A 19,842-nucleotide genomic window follows, 5' to 3' on the forward strand; every position below is an offset into this window, starting at 1 on the left:
CGTTTCCTCCACTTATGCTCAAAGTTAGCATAAGTCGGGATGAATGTAGGCGGCTGGCCGGAAAACGCAAGCGCGATGCCGGGTATGCCGATTATGGGAAACGCGATCTTAACCGGAACCGGCTGCAAGGGATGAAACTGCCTGAGAAACCCCCATGCGCCTGATCCCCGTCGTCGCCGTCGTCCTGCTTCTGTCCGCCGGATCGGCGATGGCGCAATCGTCCGAGCCCGGCATCGCGGTCGGGGCCACGGCGGGAACCACCGGTCTCGGCGTCGAGGTCCAGGTCAAGGTCGGTCCCATCTTCACGCTTCGCGGATCCATCGACCGCCTCACCCACAGCGCCGACGAAAGCTATGACGGGGTCGACTACAACGCCGACCTGGCCTTCGACACCATCGGCGGCTTCATCGACATGCACCCGATGGCCAACGGCCTGCTGATCTCGGGCGGCGCCTATATGGGCGACCGCGACATCGACCTGGCCGCGACACCGACCGGGCCTGTGGAGATCGGGGGCCAGACCTATACGCCGTCCCAGGTCGGAACCCTGAACGGCGCGGTCAAGCTGCGCGACGTCGCCCCCTTCGTCGGCATCGGCTGGGACGACACCTTCTACCGCCGCGGCCGCTGGGGCTTCCGCGCCGTCGCCGGCGTCGCCTGGAGCGACGAGCCCGAGGTCGCCCTGACCTCGACCGGCGGCAGCCTGTCCAACGACGCGGCCTTCCAGGCCCGGCTGCGCGACGAAAGCCAGCGCATCACCGAGGAAACCGAAGGCTACGGCCTGTTCCCGGTCGTCCAGGTCGGCCTGAACTACAAATTCTAGACGGCGGCGCGGGCGCTGGCCCGCTCGTGCTCCAGCAGCCAGCGCTTGCGCTCGATTCCGCCGGCATAGCCGGTCAGCGTTCCGTTGGCCCCGATCACCCGGTGGCAGGGGACGATCACCGCGACGGGGTTCTGGCCGTTGGCCAGGCCCGCAGCCCGCACCGCCTTCGGCGAGCCGATCGCCGCCGCAAGCTGGCCGTAGGTCCGCGTCTCGCCCGCCGGAATGGCGCGCAGGGCGTCCCAGACGGCGCGCTGGAAAACGGTGCCGCCGGTCTTGACCGCCAGTCGGTCCAGGGCGGTCAGATCGCCGCCGAAATACGCCTCGACCGCCGCCCGCACCCTCGCCGGCGCCCGGCCCTCAACCAGCGCCGCCTCGCCCCAGTGGCGGCGCAGCAGCCGCATCATCCGCTCCTCGTAGCCGGCGAAGTCCAGCGCCCTCACGACGCCCTCCGCATCGGTGACCAGCAGCACCTCTCCGGTCGGCGTGGCGACCCGGTCGAGCGTCAGGGTTTCAGGCTGCGCGTTTCGCATCGTCTCTCTCCATCAACTGGGCGCCGTTGATCCCCGCCATCGCGAGATACAGCGCGCCATAGGCCCGCCACGGACGCCAGGCTTCGGCGCGGGCGGTCAAGGTTTCGTCCTTCAACCGGTCGCTCGGCGCCTCGACTCCGTCATCGATCCACTGGCCCGGCAGCCTCAGCCCCGGCCGCGCCTCGACCAGCGGCTTCAGCACCGCATCGGCGGACAGGTCGCGGGCGATGGCCTCCGGGTCGGCCGACAGGTCGAACACCCGCCGCACCCGCGCCAGCACCCCCGGCAAGGCCTTCAGATCGGTCGCCTCGATACAGATCGAGACCTTGCCGGCCTCGGCCGGTTCGACCGTGACCGAGCCGTCGGCTCCCTCCCCATCGAGCGTCAGCCGCCGCGACCAGCGCGTCCCCGCGACCATGTCGCCGCGCCCGGTCAGGGCCGCGAACATGGCGTCCCAGTCATAGGGCGGGCGGTAGGACAGGCTCAGCTTGACCCCGCCCTCATGCACCCGCTCGCCGCGCCGGCGCAGGGCCGAGGGCGGGCGGTCGTAGAGGGCCTGGAACGTCTCGTTGAACCGCCGTACGCTGCCGAAGCCCGAGGCCAGGGCCACCTGCGCCATGCTCAGGTCCGTCTGGTGGATCAGCGCCTTGGCCAGCAGCACCCGCCGCGTCTGGGCCACGCTGACCGGCGCGGCGCCCAGATGCTGGCGGAACAACCGCCGCAGGTGCCGCTCGCCCACCCCCAACCGCGCGGCCAGACCGTCGACGTCGCCCTCATCCAGCGCCCCCGCCTCGATCAGGGCCAGGGCCCGGCTGACCGTGTTCGAGGTTCCCCGCCAGGCCCCCATGTCGGGCGCCGTCTCGGGCCGGCAGCGCAGGCAGGCGCGGAAGCCCGCCTCCTCGGCCGCCGCGGCGGTGACGACGAAAAACATGTTCTCCCGGTTGGGCGTCCGCGCCGGGCAGACCGGGCGGCAGTAGATGCCCGTGGTCTTGACGCAGCCGAAGAAGCGCCCGTCGAACCGCGCGTCCCGCGTCAGCACCGCGCGGTAACAGGCCTCCTGATCGAGCTCGCCAGCGTTTTCCATGCCCGCAGAATGAGCCCGAGCAGGCCGGATGTCTCGCGGTTTTCGGACATTTGAGTGGGATCACCCCCGCGCCAGCCGCCACAGATTGGCGAAGAGGCTGAAGATCAGGCTGATCGCCGAGAAGGCCAGGGCCCAGACCATCACCACCGAAAGGGTGTCCGCCACCCCGGCCAGATCGCGGGCGCCGTCGCCCAGCGTTCTCAGGCGCTCCGCGTCCAGCATGCCCCAGTCGCCGGCCACGCGCGCGGTCTCGCCGTCGTCGGCGGTCAGGGTGAACCAGTGTCCGGCCTGCAGGATCATCCACGTCAGCCACAGGCCGCCGGCCGCGATCCCCAGTCGCGCCGCGGCCCGCAGCCGCACCGCATGGGGACGGAACAGGCTGTTCAGGTCGACCGTCATCTGCATCAGGGCGTAGATCAGGATCGGCGCGAACAGGGTGGTCCAGACCGGCGCGGGCGTCACGGTCGCATCGGCGCCGAGCAGTTCGACATGCACCAGGCCCGGGAAGTGCAGCAGACCGACCCACCACAGGCAGAACATGCCCACGGCGATGAACGAGAAGGCGTATTCCGCGCCAGGCCAGGCCTTGGCGGGCCGGAGCCTCCACGTCTGTTTCGCCGTCTCGGTCCCCGCCACCGAAGCGCCCCAGGCGGCCGGATCCGACAGACCGAAGGCCCCCAGATCCTTGACCCGCCACTGCGTCATCCATTTCGGCCGGATATCGTAGTGTTCGAACACCGCGGCGGCGACCGTCGCCACGCCGATCAGGGTCAGGCCCGAGCCGAAGAAGCCGTGGAAGGCCTGCGCGATCGCCTGACCCGAATCCGCCGTCCCGCTGATCAGATGGATGAACAGGCCGATCGCCTGCACCGCCAGCAACACCAGCAGTCCCGCCTTCACTCCGAACAGCCAGTAGGGAAACAGTTCGGGCCCCACCAGATGGTCCGGCCCCTTGCGATATCGCGCCGCCACGACCAGCGGATGGCCGATCTCCCTCAGGATGGCCTCCTGCTCGTCCTCGGTCAGCGGCCGGCCCAGTTCCTCCTCCTTCGCCTCGAAGCGGCTCAGGATCAGATCGCGCAGCTCGGCGACGATGTCGGCCCGTTCGTCCTGCGGCAGTTGCGCGGCGACGGCGTTCAGATAGCGGTCGATCATGTCCATGGCTTTTCCCCTTCAGCCCGGTTTCAGAGAATCTTGTCGAGCGAGGCGTTGATGCCCCGCCATTCGTCGGTCAGGGCGGCCAGCATCGAGACGCCGCCCGGCGACAGGACGTAGAAGCGCTTCTTCCGCTTCTCCTCCTCGCGCCATTCGCTGTTCAGCAGGCCTTGGCTCTCGAGCCTTCGCAGCAGCGGATAGAGGGTCGATTCCTCCATCTCCAGCCCGTCGGCGGCCAGGGCCTGACGCAGGGTGTAGCCGTACCGCTCGGTCCTGAGGCAGGCGAGCACCGCCAGCACCAGCGACCCGCGCCGCAGCTCCAGCCGCATGGATTCATAAAGGTCCGGATCGAGGCTCATGCCGATTCCCTGCATCTCACATAGTGTGTCACGCACAGTGTATGCCGCATACTGTGTGAGCGAGTCAAGAGCTCCCGCTGTCCGTTATCCTCGGGCTTGACCCGAGGATGACGGCCGGACCCGCACCTCACTCGGGAATGCGCGCGCCGTCCCAGGCGAAGACGCCGCCGCTGTCGGCGGCCGTCAAACCGTCGATCACCGCCAGCAACCGCTCCGCGGAATAGTCCGCGGTGAACAGCGTCTCCGGCTTGACGCCGCGCTGGAACGGCTGGCTCAGCGCCGTGTCCACCGTCCCCGGATGCAGCCCCGCGACCACCGCCTGCGGATGGGTGCGCCCCAGCTCGACCGCCAGATTGCGCAGCACCATGTTCAGCGCCGCCTTTGACGCGCGATAGCTGTGCCACCCGCCCAGCCGGTTGTCCCCGATCGACCCGACCCGCGCCGACAGGGCCGCAAACACCGCCCGCCGGTCGCGCGGCAGCAGCGGAAGGAAATGTCTGGCGACCAGCGCCGGCCCCACCGTGTTGATGCGATAGTCGCGCATCATGTGGTCCGCCGTCAGGGCACGATAGCCGCGTTCGGGCTCGAATCCGTGGTGAAGCACGCCGGTGGCGACAAAGACCAGGGTCGGCGGCGCCCCCTCCGCGACCCGCCCGGCGGCCTCCGCGATCGACGCCTCGGCCTCCAGGTCGAGGCCGGTCTCCGATCGCGACAGGGCGTGCACGACGGCGAACCGCCCGGACGCCCGCAGCAACCCGGCGACGGCCGCGCCGATGCCGCCCGAGGCGCCGATGACCACCGCCGCCTGATCCTGTGTATCCGTCATGGCGCGATCAGCGACCCGCACCGCCGAATGGTCAAGCGGCGCAGGACGGCGAGGCGTTATGCCGCCTTCGTCTTCGCAGCGGGCTTCTTCGCCGCCGCCTTCTTCGCCGGGGCGGCCTTGCCTCCCGCCGAGCCCTTCAGGCTGGCCCGCAGCGCCGCCATCAGGTCCACCACATTGGTGTCGTCGGGCTCCGGCGCCTCGACCAGGCCCTTGCCGCCCTTCTGCTTGGCCTTGATCATCTCCTTCAGGGCGTCGTCGTAGCGGTCGGTGAATTTCGACGGATCGAACGCCGCCTCCTTCTGGCCGATGATCCGGGTGGCGATCTCGACCATGTCCTGATCGGCCTTCACCGCCGGGATGTCGTCGAAATACTCGCCGGCGTCGCGCACCTCGTCGTGGGGCCGCAGGCTGTAGGCGACCAGTCCCTTGCCTCGCACCTCCAGCGCGATCTGCCGTTCGCGACCGCGCAGCACCAGACAGCCGATGGCGATCTTGCCGGCGGCCTTCATGGCGTCGCGGATGACGGCGAAGGCCTCGGCCCCCACCCCCTTCTCGGGCACCACATAGAAGGGGTCGTCCCAGTACAGCCGGTCGATCTCGTCCTCGTCGACGAACTGGTTGATGTCGATGGTGCGGGTCGACTCCAGCTTGACCTTGTCGAAGTCGGCGTCGTCGAACAGGACGTATTCGTCCTTGGACACCTCGAACCCCTTGACCAGGTNGGCGCGCCGCTGGCCTTGCGTCCTCGTCGACGAACTGGTTGATGTCGATGGTCCGGGTCGACTCCAGCTTGACCTTGTCGAAGTCGGCGTCGTCGAACAGGACGTATTCGTCCTTGGACACCTCRWASCCCTTGACCAGRTCSGASCGYTCGACCGGCCCGGTSTCSGGATCGGTCGGCACCATGCGGATGCGGTTGTTGGTGTCGGGRTTGATCAGGTGGAAGCTGACGTGGCTSGCGCTSGACGTCGCYGTGTAGAGGGCGACCGGACAGGTCACCAGCGACAGCTTCAGATGTCCCTGCCAGGTGGGTCGGGCGGCCATGGTGCAGACTCCGTGTTGCGGCGGCAGAACGCAGGTGGGCGGGAGGGGTTCAGCGGGCTCGTCTCCTCACTGTCGGCGAAGCCGATGGGGAGGGGGACCGCGAAGCGGTGGAAGGGTAGAAGCAGGAACGCGGTTGGCGCCCCTCCACCCCTCCCCATTCGCTGCGCGAACAGGGAGGAGACAACCTCAAGCCCTCTGGACAGCGAGTCGCAACAGGTGTGTCCTGCAGAGTCCGGCCCAAGAAAAACAACAAGCCGGCATCGAGTGAGGAACCATGTCCAACCGACCGAGCCACATCCGGCTCAACTCCCACCCCGGCGCGGGGACCGTCAGCCGCTTTCCCCTGAACTGGGGCGCGGCGACCGCGAAGGAACGCGGGCCCGTCATCGGCACCGTCAACTCGGGCAGCGACCGCAACGCCATCGGCGCCCACGGCGGGGCCTATTCGGTCTACCGCGCGCTCGCCGTCTCTTCGGGCGCCATGAGCGCTGACAACCGGCCCGACCTGACCAATACCTCGCCGACCACGCCCATGGGCCCGTTCCCACAGTGGACCGACGCGTCGAAGATCGTCTCGCTCGACCCCTGGGGCGCCCGCGTCGCCGAGGATTTCGCCGACGAAATTCGCGACGGCGTCGACATCCGCCCCACCATCGCCGTCACCCGCGCCCGCCTGCAGCTTGGTGAGATCGGCGAGGCCCTCGCCGCCGGCCGGCTCAAGGCCGACGGCCAGATCGTGCATGAGAGCGGCGACGTCGCCGTCACCAAGGCCGCCATCGACCCCGTCTGGTACCTGCCCGGCATCGCCGAACGCTTCGGCGTCACCGAGACSGCCCTGCGCCGCACCCTGTTCGAACAGACCGGCGGCATGTACGCCGACCTCGTCACCCGGCCCGACATCAAGGTCTTCCTGCCSCCGATCGGCGGCATCACCCTCTACGTCTTCGGCGACCCAGCCGCGATCGCCGACCCGCACCGCCGCCTGACCTGCCGCGTCCATGACGAGTGCAACGGTTCGGACGTCTTCGGCTCGGACATCTGCACCTGCCGCCCCTATCTGACCCACGGSATCGAGGARTGCATCCGCGAGGCCCAGGACGGCGGCGCCGGCCTGATCGCCTATAACCGCAAGGAGGGCCGCGCCCTCGGGGAAGTGACCAAATTCCTCGTCTACAACGCCCGCAAGCGCCAGCCGGGCGGCGACCAGGCCGCCACCTATTTCGAGCGCACCGAATGCGTCGCCGGGGTGCAGGACGCGCGCTTCCAGCAGCTGATGCCCGATGTGCTGCACTGGCTGGGCATCACGAAGATCGACCGCTTCGTCTCCATGTCGAACATGAAGCACGACGCCCTGACCGGTTCGGGCATCGAGATCGGCGAACGGGTGCCGATCCCCGACTATCTGATCCCGCCCGACGCCTCGGTGGAGATGGAGGCCAAGAAGGCCGCCGGCTATTTCACCCCCGACCCAAGGCGGCGAGTTATTTTCNGGCGAGGTCACCAAATTCCTCGTCTACAACGCCCGCAAGCGCCAGCCGGGCGGCGACCAGGCCGCCACCTATTTCGAGCGCACCGAATGCGTCGCCGGGGTGCAGGACGCGCGCTTCCAGCAACTGATGCCCGACATCCTGCACTGGCTGGGGATCACCCGGATCGACCGCTTCGTCTCCATGTCCAACATGAAGCACGACGCCCTGACCGCCTCGGGCATCGAGATCGGCGAGCGGGTGCCGATCCCCGACTATCTGGTGCCGCCCGACGCCTCGGTGGAGATGGAGGCCAAGAAGGCGGCCGGCTATTTCACCCCCGACGCGCCGCCCTCGGCCGAGGACCTGACCCGCGTGGTGGGCCGCGACCTTGAGCAGTTCTGAAACCGCGCAGGCGCACAGCCTGCTCAGCGCCGCCGCCGTCCGCGAACGGGCGCACGAGATGCTGGAGATCGGGGTCGCCGGCGGCCTCGATCACTGGACCGTCGACCTCGACCGCCTGCCCGAGGTCGCCCGCTACGTCGCCGCCGTGATCCGCGACCAGTATCCGACCCTGGCCGTCCCCTTCCACGCCCGCTGGCGGCATTTCGCCGTGGACGGCGTCGATCTCTGGGGGCCGGCGGCCGAGGCCCGCGACTGGCTCGACCCGGCCTCGCGCGCCCGGGCCGAGTTCGACCTGGCCATTGTCTCGGTCCTGCTCGACGCGGGCTCCGGCCCGGACTGGTCGTACAAGGACAAGCAGACCGGCCGCGTCCTGACCCGGTCAGAGGGTCTGGCCATCGCCTCCCTGCGCATGTTCGAGGCCGGCGCCTTCTCCATCACCGAGGGCGATCCCTGGCGCGTCGACGCCGTGGCCCTGACCTTCCTCACCGCCGCCGATCTGGCGAAGGGTTTTCAGGTCACGGCCGACAATCCGCTGGTCGGCCTCGAGGGCCGCGCCGCGCTGCTGCGCCGCCTCGGTCAGGCCTGCCTCGCCGAGCCCGACCTGTTCGCGCTCGAGGACGAGCCCCGTCCCGGCGGCCTGTTCGACGCCATGGTCGACCGGGCCGACGATCAGGACCGCCTGCCCGCCCCCGTCATTCTCGAGGTCCTGCTGGAAGCCCTCGGCCCCGTCTGGCGCGACCGCCTGACGCTCGGCGGCGTCGACCTCGGCGACTGCTGGGCGCATCCGGCCCTGAAGCGCGGCGACGCCACCGACGCCCTCGTGCCGATCCACAAACTGTCGCAGTGGCTCAGCTATTCGCTGGTCGAGCCGCTGCAGACGGCGGGCGTCCAGGTCACCGACCTCAACGGCCTGACCGGACTGGCCGAATACCGCAACGGCGGCCTGTTCATGGACCTCGGCGTGCTGACGTTGAAGGACCCCGCCGACGCCGCGAAACCGTGGCCCGTGTCCGATCCGCTGGTGGTCGGCTGGCGCGCCATGACCGTGGCCTTGCTGGACAAGCTCGCGCCTCTGGTTCGCGCCGAGCTCGGCGTCGGCGTCCCGGCCATGCCGCTGGCCAGCGTGCTGGAGGGCGGCACCTGGGCCGCCGGCCGCCGCGCCGCCGCCGAACGCAGACCGGGCGGCGGACCGCCCCTGATCATCCTCTCCGACGGGACCGTATTCTGATGCCGGGCAAGACCTTCAAGATGGACGGCGTCACCGTCGTCGCCCACCCGCTGGTGGCCCACAAGCTCAGCATCATGCGTTCGAAGGACACCTCCACCGCCCGTTTCCGCCAGCTGCTGCGCGAGATCTCGACCCTGCTCTGCTACGAGGTCACCCGCGATCTGCCGCTGGAAGATTACCCCGTCGAGACCCCGGTCGGCCCGACCACCGGCCAGCGCATCGCCGGCAAGAAGATGGTCTTCGTCCCCATCCTGCGCGCCGGCCTCGGCCTGGTCGACGGCATGCTGGAGCTGGTCCCCTCGGCCCGGGTCGGTCACATCGGCCTGTACCGCGAGCCGGTGACGCTCGACGCCGTCGAATACTATTTCCGCGCGCCCGACGACGTGGCCGAGCGCCTGTGCGTGGTCATCGACCCGATGCTGGCCACCGGCAACACCGCCGTCGCCGCCCTTGAACGGCTCAAGGAGCGCGGCGTCACCAACCTGCGCTTCGTCTGCCTGGTCGCCTCTCCCGAAGGCCTGGAACGGCTGCGCGGCTGGCACCCGGACGTGCCGATCTGGACCGCCGCGGTCGATGAACGCCTGAACGAGCACGGCTACATCGTGCCCGGCCTCGGCGACGCCGGCGACCGGCTGTTCGGGACCCGCTAGATCAGCCGGCCAGCCGTTCGCGCGGCGCGGCCTCCGCGGTCTCCGTCGCACATGCGGTCGCTTCGGCGATGACGGTCAGCAGGACCGCCGGCGATATCGGCTTGGTCAGGTGCCGGTCCGCGCCGGCCGCCCGCCCCGCCGCCACATGCTCGGGCCCGGCGTTGGCGGTCAGCATGATGATCGGCGTCCGGCGCCCGCCCGCGGCGGCTTCGGCGGCGCGGATCGTCGCCACGGCCGTCAAGCCGTCCATCACGGGCATCTGCATGTCCATCAGGATCAGGTCAAAGGTATGCAGGGCATGGGCCTCCACCGCCTGGAGGCCATCCGTCACGGCGGTCACCGCCACCCCGCTCTGGGCCAGGATGATCTCCACGACCTTCAGATTGGTCGGGTGATCGTCGGCGACCAGCAGGTTGAGCTGATCCGTTTGCGCCGGTTCCGGGACCACCTCGGCAGGGGCCGCCGCGGCCGGCTCGGCCGCGCCGCTCCGGGGCAGTGGCAGATCGAACCAGAATCGGGATCCGAGGCCGGGCGTGCTGTCACAATCCAGCGATCCGCCCATCATCTCCACCAGACTGCGCGAAATCGCGAGACCCAGACCGCTGCCGCCGAACCGGCGCGTGATCGATCCGTCCGCCTGTTCGAAACGTTCGAACAGGCGCGCCTTCATCACCGGATCAAACCCGACCCCGGTGTCCGAAACGGTGAAACGCAGGGTCCCGCCCGGATTGACCCCCAGCCGGACGCGAACCTCGCCCCGGCTGGTGAATTTCACCGCATTGGCCAGCAGGTTGCTCAGCACCTGCCGGACTCGCACGGTGTCGCCCAGATAGTGACCCTCGGCGGCGGGGTCGATTTCGACATTCATGTCGACCTGATTTTCTTCGGCCCGCGTCCGGCACAAGGCCACGACGCTGCGGGTCAGATCGGCCGCGTCGAAGGGCGCGGCCTCGATGGCCATCTGGCCCGCTTCGACCTTGGCGAGGTCGAGCACGTCGGACAACAGCCGCTCCAGCATCTCCCCCGATGCGCAGATGACGCCGGCGGCCTCCTTTTCCCTGGGCGGCAGGTCGGCGCGGTACAGCACATGGGCCATGGCGAGGACCCCGTTCAGCGGGGTGCGGATCTCGTGGCTCATATTGGCCAGGAACTCGCTCTTGGCGACGCTGGCCGCTTCGGCCTCCTGCTGCTTCTGGACCAGGGCCAGGGTCGTCAGCTGCAGCCGGCGGTAGCCGCGCCAGGCGTTGACGCCGGAACTGACGGCGTAGGTCACCAGCAGCGCAAGCGCGGTGAAAAGACCGATCTTGGCCGTGGTCACGCCGCCGACGAACGGAAGGGTGACAAGGGCGATGACCGGAGGCAGGCCCGAGACCAGCATCTGGGCCAACGACCGGTGGCACCCTCTCACGACGTACAACAGCACGCCCGCGATCAGCCCGACCCCGGCCGCCTTGGCGTAGTCCCCGGGCGACATCCACCACAGCGCGCCGATGGTGACCCACGCGCACGTCGAGAGCAGGGTCGCGGCCAGTCTCAGCGTCCGGAAAAGCAGCGGCCGCCGCAACTGGTTCGCCGGATTCGTCGCGATCCACAGGGTCAGATCGCCGGTGACATACATGGCCGCCCAGATCAGCAGGGCGGACAGGGGAATGGCCGTCAGCCCCGACAGGAACACAGCCACCCCGATGGCGGCGCGGGCGCCAGCCTGACTCCGCGTCTCGACCGCCGTGCGGTCGAACGCTTCGTCAAAGCCCAGCAAATCCTGACGCATGGCCTACGCCCCCTCAGGCGCAGCAAACGCCACAAGCCATGAAGTCAACGTTAAGCTGCGGATCCCGGGCCAGACAAGCGGGGCGTCAACCCGCCTGTTCCACTGCCCGCAGATTGTCGTCCGAGTTGCGGTCGATCCACTTGTTGTAGGGATCGACGCCGCCGAAGCTGGGCGCCCGCGTCGTCACGAACCTCAGCGTCTGAACGCCCGACCGGATCGGCCGCCGCTCCAGGAGCACGACGTTGCGCGCGTTGAACGCGCCCTTGCCGGGCTCTGCGGTGAACAGGCCGATGTCGAAGGTCTCGTTCAGCGGAGCTTCGGTCTCGACCCCCTTGCCGTCGACATAGAGCTTGCGCGCATCGACGGTGACCGTGACGTCCCACCGGCCGTCGGCCCTTTTCGTCGAGGTCATCCCCGTCGTCTTGACGTCATACACGGTGATCTTCTCGAACAGATCGGTGATCAGGGCCTGCTTGTCCGCCGGCGCCTCGGCGCGGATGGCCGCCACCAGATCCAGCGACCGCGGATAGGGCGCGCCCTTGAAGGCGTACTGCGCCAGCACCCGGCGCAGGGCGCGGTTGACGGCGTCCTCGCCGATCTGGTCGCGCAGCAGATACATGACCAGCCCGCCCTTCTGGTAGTGGATATACTGCTGGTTCTCGACCCGCATCAGGGGCAGTTCCTCCAGCCGTTCGGTCCCGCGCGATCGGAGATAGCGGTCCAGCTCCTGTTTCAGGAAGCGACGGATCTGGTCCTTGCCGTACGTCTTCTCCATGACCATCAGGGCCGAGTACTGGGCCAGCGTCTCGGACAGGGACGTGGCGCCCTGCTGGTTCGAGCCGACGATCTGGTGCGCCCACCATTGGTGAGCGAATTCGTGCGCGGCGACATAGGTGACGTAGTCGATCTTCTCCGGATCGCGCAGGTCGGCGATGAAGCCGAGCCCTTCCGACCAGGCGAAGGTGTTGGGATAGGACTGGGCGAAACTGGCGTAGTCCGGGAATTCGACGATCCGCGCCTGGGTGAACTGGTACGGGCTGAAGTTGGCCTGGAAATAGTCCAGCGAGGCCGACAGGGCGTCCAGCATCCGCGGCACGTTGCGATCGTGGCCGGGGTCGTGGAAGACCACCAGCTCGACGCCATTGTGCATGCGCCGGGTCTGCTCGTAACGAGCGGACTGGATCGAGAAGAAGTTCAGCACCGGGGACTCGGTGACGAACCGGCTGGTGCGGCGGCCGTCGCGCACCACGTCCGACACCATCCGGCCGGGCGCGACCAGGGTCTGGTCGGCGTCGGTCGAGACGGTGATGTCGGCGGTGACCCAGTCGGCGCCGATGTAGTTGCGCGCCTGGGCCGCGGTGTCTTCCAGCTTCGCCGGACGCAGTTCAGCCGGCAGTCCCGCCTTGCGGCGTTTGGTGCGGTCGGTCAGCAGGCCCTGGCGGTCCATGCCGATCATCGGTGCGAACTCCATGTTGTTCACGAAGCTTCCGTTGTCGACCAGCCGGGTGGTGTTGCCACGGGCCTTGAAGCCCCGCTGTTCCAGCACCGTCTCGAAGGTTACGTTGCGCCGCTCGCCCGGCTGCATCGGCGTGGCGAAGCGGTAGATGCGGTACTCGAAATCCTCCCACTCGCGGGCCACCGAGGCGCCCTCGACGGTCAGACCGACCATGTCCAGATCGTCCTGCCAGCGCAGGTGAACCTCGGTCAGCGGCGCATCGGTGTTGTTCACCAGCACATAGGCGCCGCGCGTCGTCAGCTTCGGCTGATGCGGCCGCAGGTCCATGACCAGCCGCACGTCGGCGACCGAAGGCTGGGGCGTGGCCTCATAGCGCAGCAGCGCCTTCTCATAGGCCGCCTGTTCCTTCTCCTGCGCGCTCTGCGTGCGATACTCGTTCCAGACGTTGGTGTTGGTGTAGATGAAGACCCCCAGGCCGATGAAGACCGCCAGGGCCGCGCCGCCGATGACGCCCGCGGGCCCCATCAGTCGATGCGGCAGCCGCTTCAGGCGGGGCCATAGCCGCTGCTCGGTTCCCCGACGCCACAGGCCGTAGGCAAGGACCAGCAGGATGATGGCGAAGGCGGTCCAGTAGGCGTCGAGCCAGCCCGAGAAGACGACAAAATCGCCCTGGCCGTTCATGTCGGACAACGGCACGCCGATGCCCGCGCCATAGCGGTACAGGACGTGGTCAAAGCCCAGGTTCGACAGCACGATGGTCGAGATCAGATAGACCACCATGATGGCCCAGCCGATGAATTTGTTGGGCGACAGGGCTTGGATGAAAATGGCCAGCACGGCCAGAAGCCCGAAGCTGACGGCCTGCGGGAAGACGTACCAGAGCAGGTATTTCTCCAGCTCATAGTCGGTGTAGCCCTTGATCGTCTGGGTCACGACGCCGGCCAGCACCCCGGCGAGGGCGGTCGAGACCAGCACAAGGGCCAGGGCCAGGGTCTTGGGCACGAGGAAGGTCCAGTCCGGCGTCGCCGAGGCGTCGACGATCTCGTGCACCTTGCGGTCGCGGTCGCGCCAGACCAGTTCGCCGGCGTAGTAGATGGCGATGACGATGGAGATCAGGCCGAAGGCGCCGGTCAGGCCCGTGATCACCACCCGGGTCACCAGCAGGATCGGGGCTCCATAGATTTCCCCGGTGAAGAACAGCGTCGCCATGGCGAAGGCGAAGCCCAGCAGGATCAGCACGACATAGGCCGGGCTCTTGAAGATCAGGACCGTCTCGAAGACGGTGCGCGACCACAGCTGGGTGAGGGCGCTCGACAGACCATAGGTCGGGCGCGGCAGGGCGCCGACGGGCGTGACGGCGACGTCCTTCTCGACCAGCGCCTTGAGCCGCTCCTGCTTCCTCAATTTCGCGCCGCGCGGGGACGGCCGGTACAGCACGTAGGACGCGGCCAGCAGCAAGGCGCCGACGGCGGTCCAGATGACCCGGTTCCACAGCAGCACGCCTTCCAACGGCGCGTTCAGCGTGTTTCGCTCGGCTGCGGTCCAGTATTTGGTGACCAGGGCGTAGGCGCCGGAACCGAAGGGCTCGGCCCAGGCCATGGCGGTCTCGAACTCGGGCCGCTGGCCGAGCACGCCGGTCGAGGCCAGGTAGGCGATCAGCACGGCGACGACGCCGATATAGGTGGCCATCATCGACCGGGTGACGGTCGCCAGCATGAAGAACAGGGCCGAGGTCAGGAACAGACCCGTCAGGCCGAAGACGCCATAGGCATAGGCGTAGTCGCCGACGCGCAGCGGCCCGATGGTCTCCGGATCGACCCACGGCATGAAGGTGCCGATCAGTGTGCCCAGCGCGATGCTGAGATAGCAGAGCGCCACCGCGGCGAAGGCGCCGAAGAAGCGGCCGTAGAGGTAGGCCCCCTTGGTGATCCGCGTCGACAGGATCATCGGCCCGAACCCGGTCTGGGTGTCGCGGGCCACGACGTTGGCGACGATCGCGGTCGTGGCCAGCATGAAGAACACGTTGAAGACGATGTGGGCCCCGGCCAGGGCGTAGGGCGCGTTCTTGAGGACGTTGCCCCCCGAGCCCAGCGAGACGTTGTCGCTGGCCACGGCGCCGAAGGCCAGCAGGCCGAAGACGATGGCGATGACCCAGAAGGCCGGCTGGCGCAGCTGGTAGCGGAATTCGAAACTGGCGATCTTGGCGAACATGATCCGTCCCTCAGGCCGCGCGGCGCGAGGCGTTGACGGTCGCCAGATAGACATCTTCCAGACCGCCCGGCGCCCGCTCGAACCCGTCGCCGGGGTTGGCGTCGGACAGGACGTGAATCACGGTCCGGCCCGCGAACAGGCGGGTCGAGATGACATTGTAGCGCGTCTGGTGGTCGGCCAGCTCGGCCTTGTCGATGGTCTTGCGCCACACCCGGCCTTCGAGCGCATGGGTCAGTTCGAGAGGCGAGCCCTCCAGCTGGATCTTGCCGCCGGCCAGCACCGCCATGCGGGGGCACAGGTCGGTGACGTCCTCGACGATATGGGTCGACAGGATGACGACGACATTCTCGCCCACCTCGGCCAGCAGGTTCAGGAAGCGGTTGCGTTCTTCCGGATCGAGGCCCGCTGTCGGCTCGTCGACGATGATCAGTTCGGGGTTGCCGATCAGCGCCTGGGCGATGCCGAAGCGCTGGCGCATGCCGCCCGAGAAGCCGGCCAGCGCCTTGCCGCGCACCGGCCACAGATTGACCTGGTTCAGCAGGGCCTCGACCGTCTGCTTGCGGTCCCTGCCGTTGGAGACGCCCTTCAGCACCGCCATGTGGTCCAGCATGTCGTAGGCCGAGACGCGCGGATAGACGCCGAAGTCCTGGGGCAGGTAGCCCAGCACGCGGCGCAGCTGCTCGGGGTCCTTGATCACGTCGATGTCGCCGAAGCGGATCGAGCCCGAGGTCGGCGTCTGCAGGGTGGCGATCGAGCGCATCAGGGTCGACTTGCCCGCGCCGTTCGGACCCAGCAGGCCGAACATGCCCTTCGGGATCGTCAGACTGACGTTGTCCAGGGCTCGCACGCCGTTGCCATAGACATGGGTCAGGTTTTCGATCGTCAGCATGGAAGCCCCCTCGTGAAGTAAAGGAACCTTGTCATCGCGGCCTGCCACCCGCAAGTTACGGTTCTGTCAGGTTGGCGTCCGGCCCGATCAGCCGGCGTCCTTGGCCATCCGCCGGAACTGATGAAGCAGCGGCTCGGTGTAGCCGTTCGGCTGGGCGACGCCGTCGAACACCAGGGCTCTCGCGGCGCGGAAGGCCAGACTGCCCGCGGGGTCCGGCGCCATCGGGCGGTACAGCGGATCGCCCGCGTTCTGGGCGTCGACCTTCGCCGCCATCCGCAGCAGCGCCGCATCGACCTGTTCGGCGGTGCAGACGCCGTGCAGCAGCCAGTTGGCCATGTGCTGGGACGAGATGCGCAGGGTCGCCCGATCCTCCATCAAGCCGACATCGTGGATGTCCGGCACCTTGGAACAGCCGACGCCCTGATCGATCCAGCGCACGACATAGCCGAGCAGCCCCTGGGCGTTGTTGTCCAGCTCCTCGGCGATCTCGGCCTCCGACCAGTTGCGGCCCGCGGCCAGCGAGGGGGTCAGCAGGTCCTCCAGACCCGGGATCGGGCGCGCGGCGATCGCGTCCCTCAGGGCGAAGACGTCGGTCTGGTGATAGTGCAGGGCGTGCAGGGTCGCCGCCGTCGGACTGGGAACCCAGGCGGTGTTGGCGCCGGTCTTCGGGTGCGCCGCCTTCTGCTCCAGCATCCCGGCCATCCGGTCCGGCGCGGCCCACATGCCCTTGCCGATCTGGGCCCGGCCCGACAGACCGCACTTCAACCCGATGGCGACGTTGCGGGCCTCATAGGCGGCGATCCAGGCGGACGACTTGATCTCGCCCTTGCGCACCACCGGCCCGGCCTGCATGGCGGTGTGGATCTCGTCGCCGGTGCGGTCGAGGAAGCCGGTGTTGATGAAGACGATCCGGTCCTTCACCGCACGGATGCAGGCCGCCAGATTGGCCGAGGTGCGGCGCTCCTCGTCCATCACCCCGACCTTGATCGTATGGCGGGCCAGTCCCAGCAGGTCCTCGACCGCGTCGAACAGGGCGTCCGTGAAGGCGCACTCCTCGGGTCCATGCATCTTGGGTTTGACGATATAGATCGAGCCGGCCCTGCTGTTGCGGAACCGCCCCTGCCCCTTCAGATCGTGCATGGCGATCAACGAGGTGACGATGGCGTCCAGCACGCCCTCGGGCGCGTCCGACCCGTCGGCCAGCCGAACCGCCGGCGTGGTCATCAGATGGCCGACGTTGCGCACGAACAGCAGCGACCGCCCCGGCAGGGTCACCGTTGATCCGTCCGGCGCGGTGAACGCCCGATCGGGCGCCAGGGCCCGCGTCATCGACCGCCCGCCCTTGTCGAAGGTCTCTCTGAGATCGCCCTTCATCAGGCCCAGCCAGTTGCGATACGCCGCCGTCTTGTCGGCGGCGTCCACCGCCGCAACCGAATCCTCCAGATCGACGATGGTGCTCAACGCCGACTCCAGCACGACGTCCGAGATGCCCGCCGGGTCGGTCGCGCCGATCGGATGGTCCGGATCGAACACGACCTCGATATGCAGTCCGTTGTGCCGGAACAGCCGCGACCGTTCGCTGCGGCCCACATACTGACCGGGGTCGCGGATCGCGATGCCTCGGTGCGGATCGGTCAGGTCGGCCCAGCGGCCCTCGGCCAGCGGAACAGCCTCGTCGAGTAAGGCCTTGGCCCGCGCCACCACCCTGGCCCCGCGCGCCGGGTCGAACCGCCCGGGCGGCGGCAGGTCGCCCAGCGCATCCGTCCCGTAGAGGGCGTCATACAGACTGCCCCATCGCGCGTTGGCGGCGTTGAGCACGAAGCGGGCGTTCAGGCTCGGCACGACCAACTGCGGCCCGGCCAAGGTCGCCACCTCTGCGTCGACGTTGCGCGTGCCGATGGCGAAGTCGCCGGGCTCGTCGGCCAGATAGCCGATCTCCCGCAGGAAGGCGGTCGCGGCGGGAAGGTCATAGGGCTGGCCGCGGCGCTGAACATGCCAGGCGTCGATCCGCGCCTGCAGGTCGTCGCGAACCGCCAGCAGCCTTCTGTTCTCTGGCGCGAACCGGGCGAAGACGGCGGCGACGCCGGTCCAGAAAGCCTCCGGCTCGACGCCGGTCCCGGGCAGCGCCTCGGCTTCGATGAAGGCGGCCAGTTCGTCAGCGACCCGCAATCCGGCGCGCGGCGTCATCGCCATGGAGCACTCCCTCGGAACAAGCCTGAAACATTCCGTGATGACCCGGGGGAAGTCGAGCGCTTTTCGCAGGCGCGAAGAACACGACGCTTGCCGAGGCCGGGAACAGGCGCAACATCGCCCCATGAAAGCATACGCCTGGCTGCGCCTGCACTAGCCGCTGATCCTCCTCCTGCTTATCGCCCTGTCGAGTCTGGCCTGGCCCATCGGCGGCGGCGGGCTGTCGCGGCTGGCGCTGGGCTGGGACGTGGGCGTCGGCCTGTTTCTGGTCGAGTGCGTCTTCAAGCTGATGCGCGAGCGATCCGCCGACGACATCCGCCAGCGCGCGGCGGCGCTGGACGAGGCTGGCGGAGCCGTCCTGCCGCTGGCGCTGCTGGCTGCCCTCGCCAGCATCGCCGTCGTCGTGGGCGAGGCCGTCCAGGTCGCCGGCGACAGGGATCGGGCGGGCCGCGCGGCCGTTCTGGCCCTGGCGACCGTGGCCCTGTCCTGGACCTTCGTCCACGCCATCTTCGCCTTCCACTACGCCCACATATTCTATGCGCCGGCTGCCGCCGGCGGCAGCCGCGCCAGGGGCGCGACGCGGGATCGGGGCGGCCTGATCTTCCCCGGCGGCGAAGCGCCGGACTACTGGGACTTCGTCCACTTCTCCCTGATCATCGGCGTCGCCCAGCAGACCGCGGACATCCAGATTTCGGACAAGGGGCTGCGCCGCACCGCGACGGTTCACAGCGTCACGGCCTTCCTCTTCAACACCGTGATCGTGGCCCTGACGGTGAACATGGCGGTCAGCCTGCTGGGCGGCGGTTAACCTCCGCGCCTTGACTTGGCCGCATTGGAAGCCCATTTGCGCTGCGTCGCACAATTGCGATGTCCGGCGCCTCCAGCGCGTGTGGGTCTTGTCCAACGACGAAGACCTGACTGTAGCAGTCGCCGGCTCCTCAAGATTCATTCGCTGCCCGGACACGCGGGGCGGCGCCCGATCCACCCCGTCGCGGCTCCCTTTCCGGAGCCAAATCGGGACTGGCGGTGCGCGGCCTTATCGGCGTTGAGCCATGGCTGATGCGCGTCGCCGCATACGCGAAAGACATCCGCTCCCATGAGCAAGACATTCGACTCCTTCGGCCTGAACCCGGCCCTGCTGCAGGCGCTGGCCTCCGAAGGCTACACCACCCCGACCCCGATCCAGGCSCAGGCCATCCCTGACGTCATGGCCGGCAAGGACCTGCTGGGCATCGCCCAGACCGGCACCGGCAAGACGGCGGCGTTCGCCCTGCCGATCCTGCACCGCCTCGCCGCCAACCGCATTCCGCCCGTGCCCCGCACGACGCGCGTCCTGATCCTGTCGCCGACCCGTGAACTGGCCAGCGCCATCCCTGACGTCATGGCCGGCAAGGACCTGCTGGGCATCGCCCAGACCGGCACCGGCAAGACGGCGGCCTTCGCCCTGCCGATCCTGCACCGCCTGGCCGCCAACCGCATTCCGCCCGTGCCCCGCACCACGCGCGTGCTCATCCTGTCGCCGACCCGCGAACTGGCCAGCCAGATCGCCGAGAGCTTCAAGAGCTACGGCAAACACCTCGGCTTCCGCGTCGCGGTGATCTTCGGCGGCGTGAAGTACGGGCCGCAGGAACGCGCCCTGCAACAGGGCCTCGACGTYCTGGTCGCCACCCCSGGCCGCCTGCTGGACCACATGCAGCAGAAGACGCTGGACCTGAGCCAGACGGAAATCTTCGTCCTCGACGAGGCCGACCAGAT

At 68.6% G+C, this 19,842-nt stretch carries 16 protein-coding genes and 1 pseudogene; 6 read left to right on the top strand and 11 right to left on the bottom strand.

Annotation, left to right across the window (positions count from 1 at the left end):
• Window positions 1–154: 154 nt before the first annotated feature.
• A complete protein-coding gene (locus tag ASD25_RS12320; RefSeq protein WP_055828009.1) occupies window positions 155–823 on the top strand; it encodes a hypothetical protein in 669 nt (222 codons plus the stop codon).
• Here ASD25_RS12320 and ASD25_RS12325 read toward each other — a convergent pair.
• From ASD25_RS12325 to ASD25_RS29375, 7 genes and pseudogenes are all read right to left on the bottom strand, one after another.
• The gene (locus ASD25_RS12325) at window positions 820–1,353 is read right to left on the bottom strand and encodes a methylated-DNA--[protein]-cysteine S-methyltransferase (protein WP_055828007.1); all 534 of its coding nucleotides are present in this window, start codon (window positions 1,351–1,353) and stop codon (window positions 820–822) included. The two genes, ASD25_RS12320 and ASD25_RS12325, sit on opposite strands and share 4 nt — an antisense overlap.
• Window positions 1,334–2,437: a bifunctional transcriptional activator/DNA repair enzyme AdaA gene (locus ASD25_RS12330; protein WP_055828004.1), complete on the bottom strand. Its 1,104-nt coding sequence runs from the start codon at window positions 2,435–2,437 to the stop codon at window positions 1,334–1,336. The genes ASD25_RS12325 and ASD25_RS12330 overlap by 20 nt, the downstream gene beginning before the upstream one ends.
• Window positions 2,438–2,497: 60 nt before the next feature.
• The gene (locus ASD25_RS12335) at window positions 2,498–3,598 is read right to left on the bottom strand and encodes a hypothetical protein (protein ID WP_055828001.1); all 1,101 of its coding nucleotides are present in this window, start codon (window positions 3,596–3,598) and stop codon (window positions 2,498–2,500) included.
• Between the two features lie 23 nt (window positions 3,599–3,621).
• Window positions 3,622–3,951, bottom strand: a complete 330-nt coding sequence (locus ASD25_RS12340; RefSeq protein WP_055829658.1) for a PadR family transcriptional regulator — start codon at window positions 3,949–3,951, stop codon at window positions 3,622–3,624.
• 127 nt (window positions 3,952–4,078) lie between these two features.
• The gene (locus ASD25_RS12345; RefSeq protein WP_055827998.1) at window positions 4,079–4,777 is read right to left on the bottom strand and encodes an SDR family NAD(P)-dependent oxidoreductase; all 699 of its coding nucleotides are present in this window, start codon (window positions 4,775–4,777) and stop codon (window positions 4,079–4,081) included.
• A 56-nt stretch (window positions 4,778–4,833) separates the two neighbouring features.
• A complete protein-coding gene (locus ASD25_RS12350) occupies window positions 4,834–5,496 on the bottom strand; it encodes a Ku protein (protein ID WP_255356156.1) in 663 nt (220 codons plus the stop codon).
• Window positions 5,497–5,499: 3 nt separating this feature from the next.
• A pseudogene (locus ASD25_RS29375) lies at window positions 5,500–5,821 on the bottom strand (Ku protein); the annotation flags it as partial.
• A gap of 274 nt (window positions 5,822–6,095) precedes the next feature.
• On the opposite strand from ASD25_RS29375, the gene ASD25_RS12360 reads away from it, so the two are divergent.
• The 3 genes from ASD25_RS12360 to upp form a co-directional block, all read left to right on the top strand.
• Window positions 6,096–7,310, top strand: a 1,215-nt coding sequence (locus tag ASD25_RS12360; protein WP_156389293.1) for a GTP cyclohydrolase II, incomplete at its 3' end; no start/stop codon positions are given.
• Window positions 7,311–7,678: 368 nt separating this feature from the next.
• Window positions 7,679–8,920 carry a URC4/urg3 family protein gene (locus ASD25_RS12365; RefSeq protein WP_055827989.1) on the top strand — a complete coding sequence of 414 codons (1,242 nt, stop codon included), beginning with the start codon at window positions 7,679–7,681 and terminating at the stop codon, window positions 8,918–8,920.
• A 20-nt stretch (window positions 8,921–8,940) separates the two neighbouring features.
• Complete coding sequence (upp, locus tag ASD25_RS12370) at window positions 8,941–9,570, top strand: uracil phosphoribosyltransferase (RefSeq protein WP_055829656.1); 630 nt, start codon at window positions 8,941–8,943, stop codon at window positions 9,568–9,570.
• Window position 9,571: 1 nt separating this feature from the next.
• Here the strand turns inward: upp and ASD25_RS12375 are convergent, their stop codons facing one another.
• The 4 genes from ASD25_RS12375 to ASD25_RS12390 form a co-directional block, all read right to left on the bottom strand.
• On the bottom strand, window positions 9,572–11,341 hold the full coding sequence (locus ASD25_RS12375; RefSeq protein WP_055827987.1) for an ATP-binding protein: 1,770 nt from the start codon (window positions 11,339–11,341) through the stop codon (window positions 9,572–9,574).
• An 85-nt stretch (window positions 11,342–11,426) separates the two neighbouring features.
• Entirely contained in the window at window positions 11,427–15,008 is a 3,582-nt protein-coding gene (locus ASD25_RS12380; RefSeq protein ID WP_055827983.1) for a M1 family aminopeptidase, read from the bottom strand.
• Window positions 15,009–15,018: 10 nt separating this feature from the next.
• The gene (locus ASD25_RS12385) at window positions 15,019–15,897 is read right to left on the bottom strand and encodes an ABC transporter ATP-binding protein (protein WP_055827980.1); all 879 of its coding nucleotides are present in this window, start codon (window positions 15,895–15,897) and stop codon (window positions 15,019–15,021) included.
• An 87-nt stretch (window positions 15,898–15,984) separates the two neighbouring features.
• Window positions 15,985–18,090 (bottom strand): malate synthase G, encoded by a 2,106-nt coding sequence (locus tag ASD25_RS12390; RefSeq protein WP_055827977.1) that lies wholly within the window; start codon window positions 18,088–18,090, stop codon window positions 15,985–15,987.
• Window positions 18,091–18,265: 175 nt separating this feature from the next.
• Here ASD25_RS12390 and ASD25_RS12395 point away from each other — a divergent pair, with 175 nt between their 5' ends.
• Window positions 18,266–18,895, top strand: a complete 630-nt coding sequence (locus tag ASD25_RS12395; RefSeq protein ID WP_369816584.1) for a DUF1345 domain-containing protein — start codon at window positions 18,266–18,268, stop codon at window positions 18,893–18,895.
• Window positions 18,896–19,183: 288 nt separating this feature from the next.
• Window positions 19,184–19,842: DEAD/DEAH box helicase (locus tag ASD25_RS12400; RefSeq protein WP_156389292.1), on the top strand; the 659-nt coding region annotated here is incomplete at its 3' end.

The sequence above is a fragment of the Brevundimonas sp. Root1423 genome, assembly GCF_001426805.1.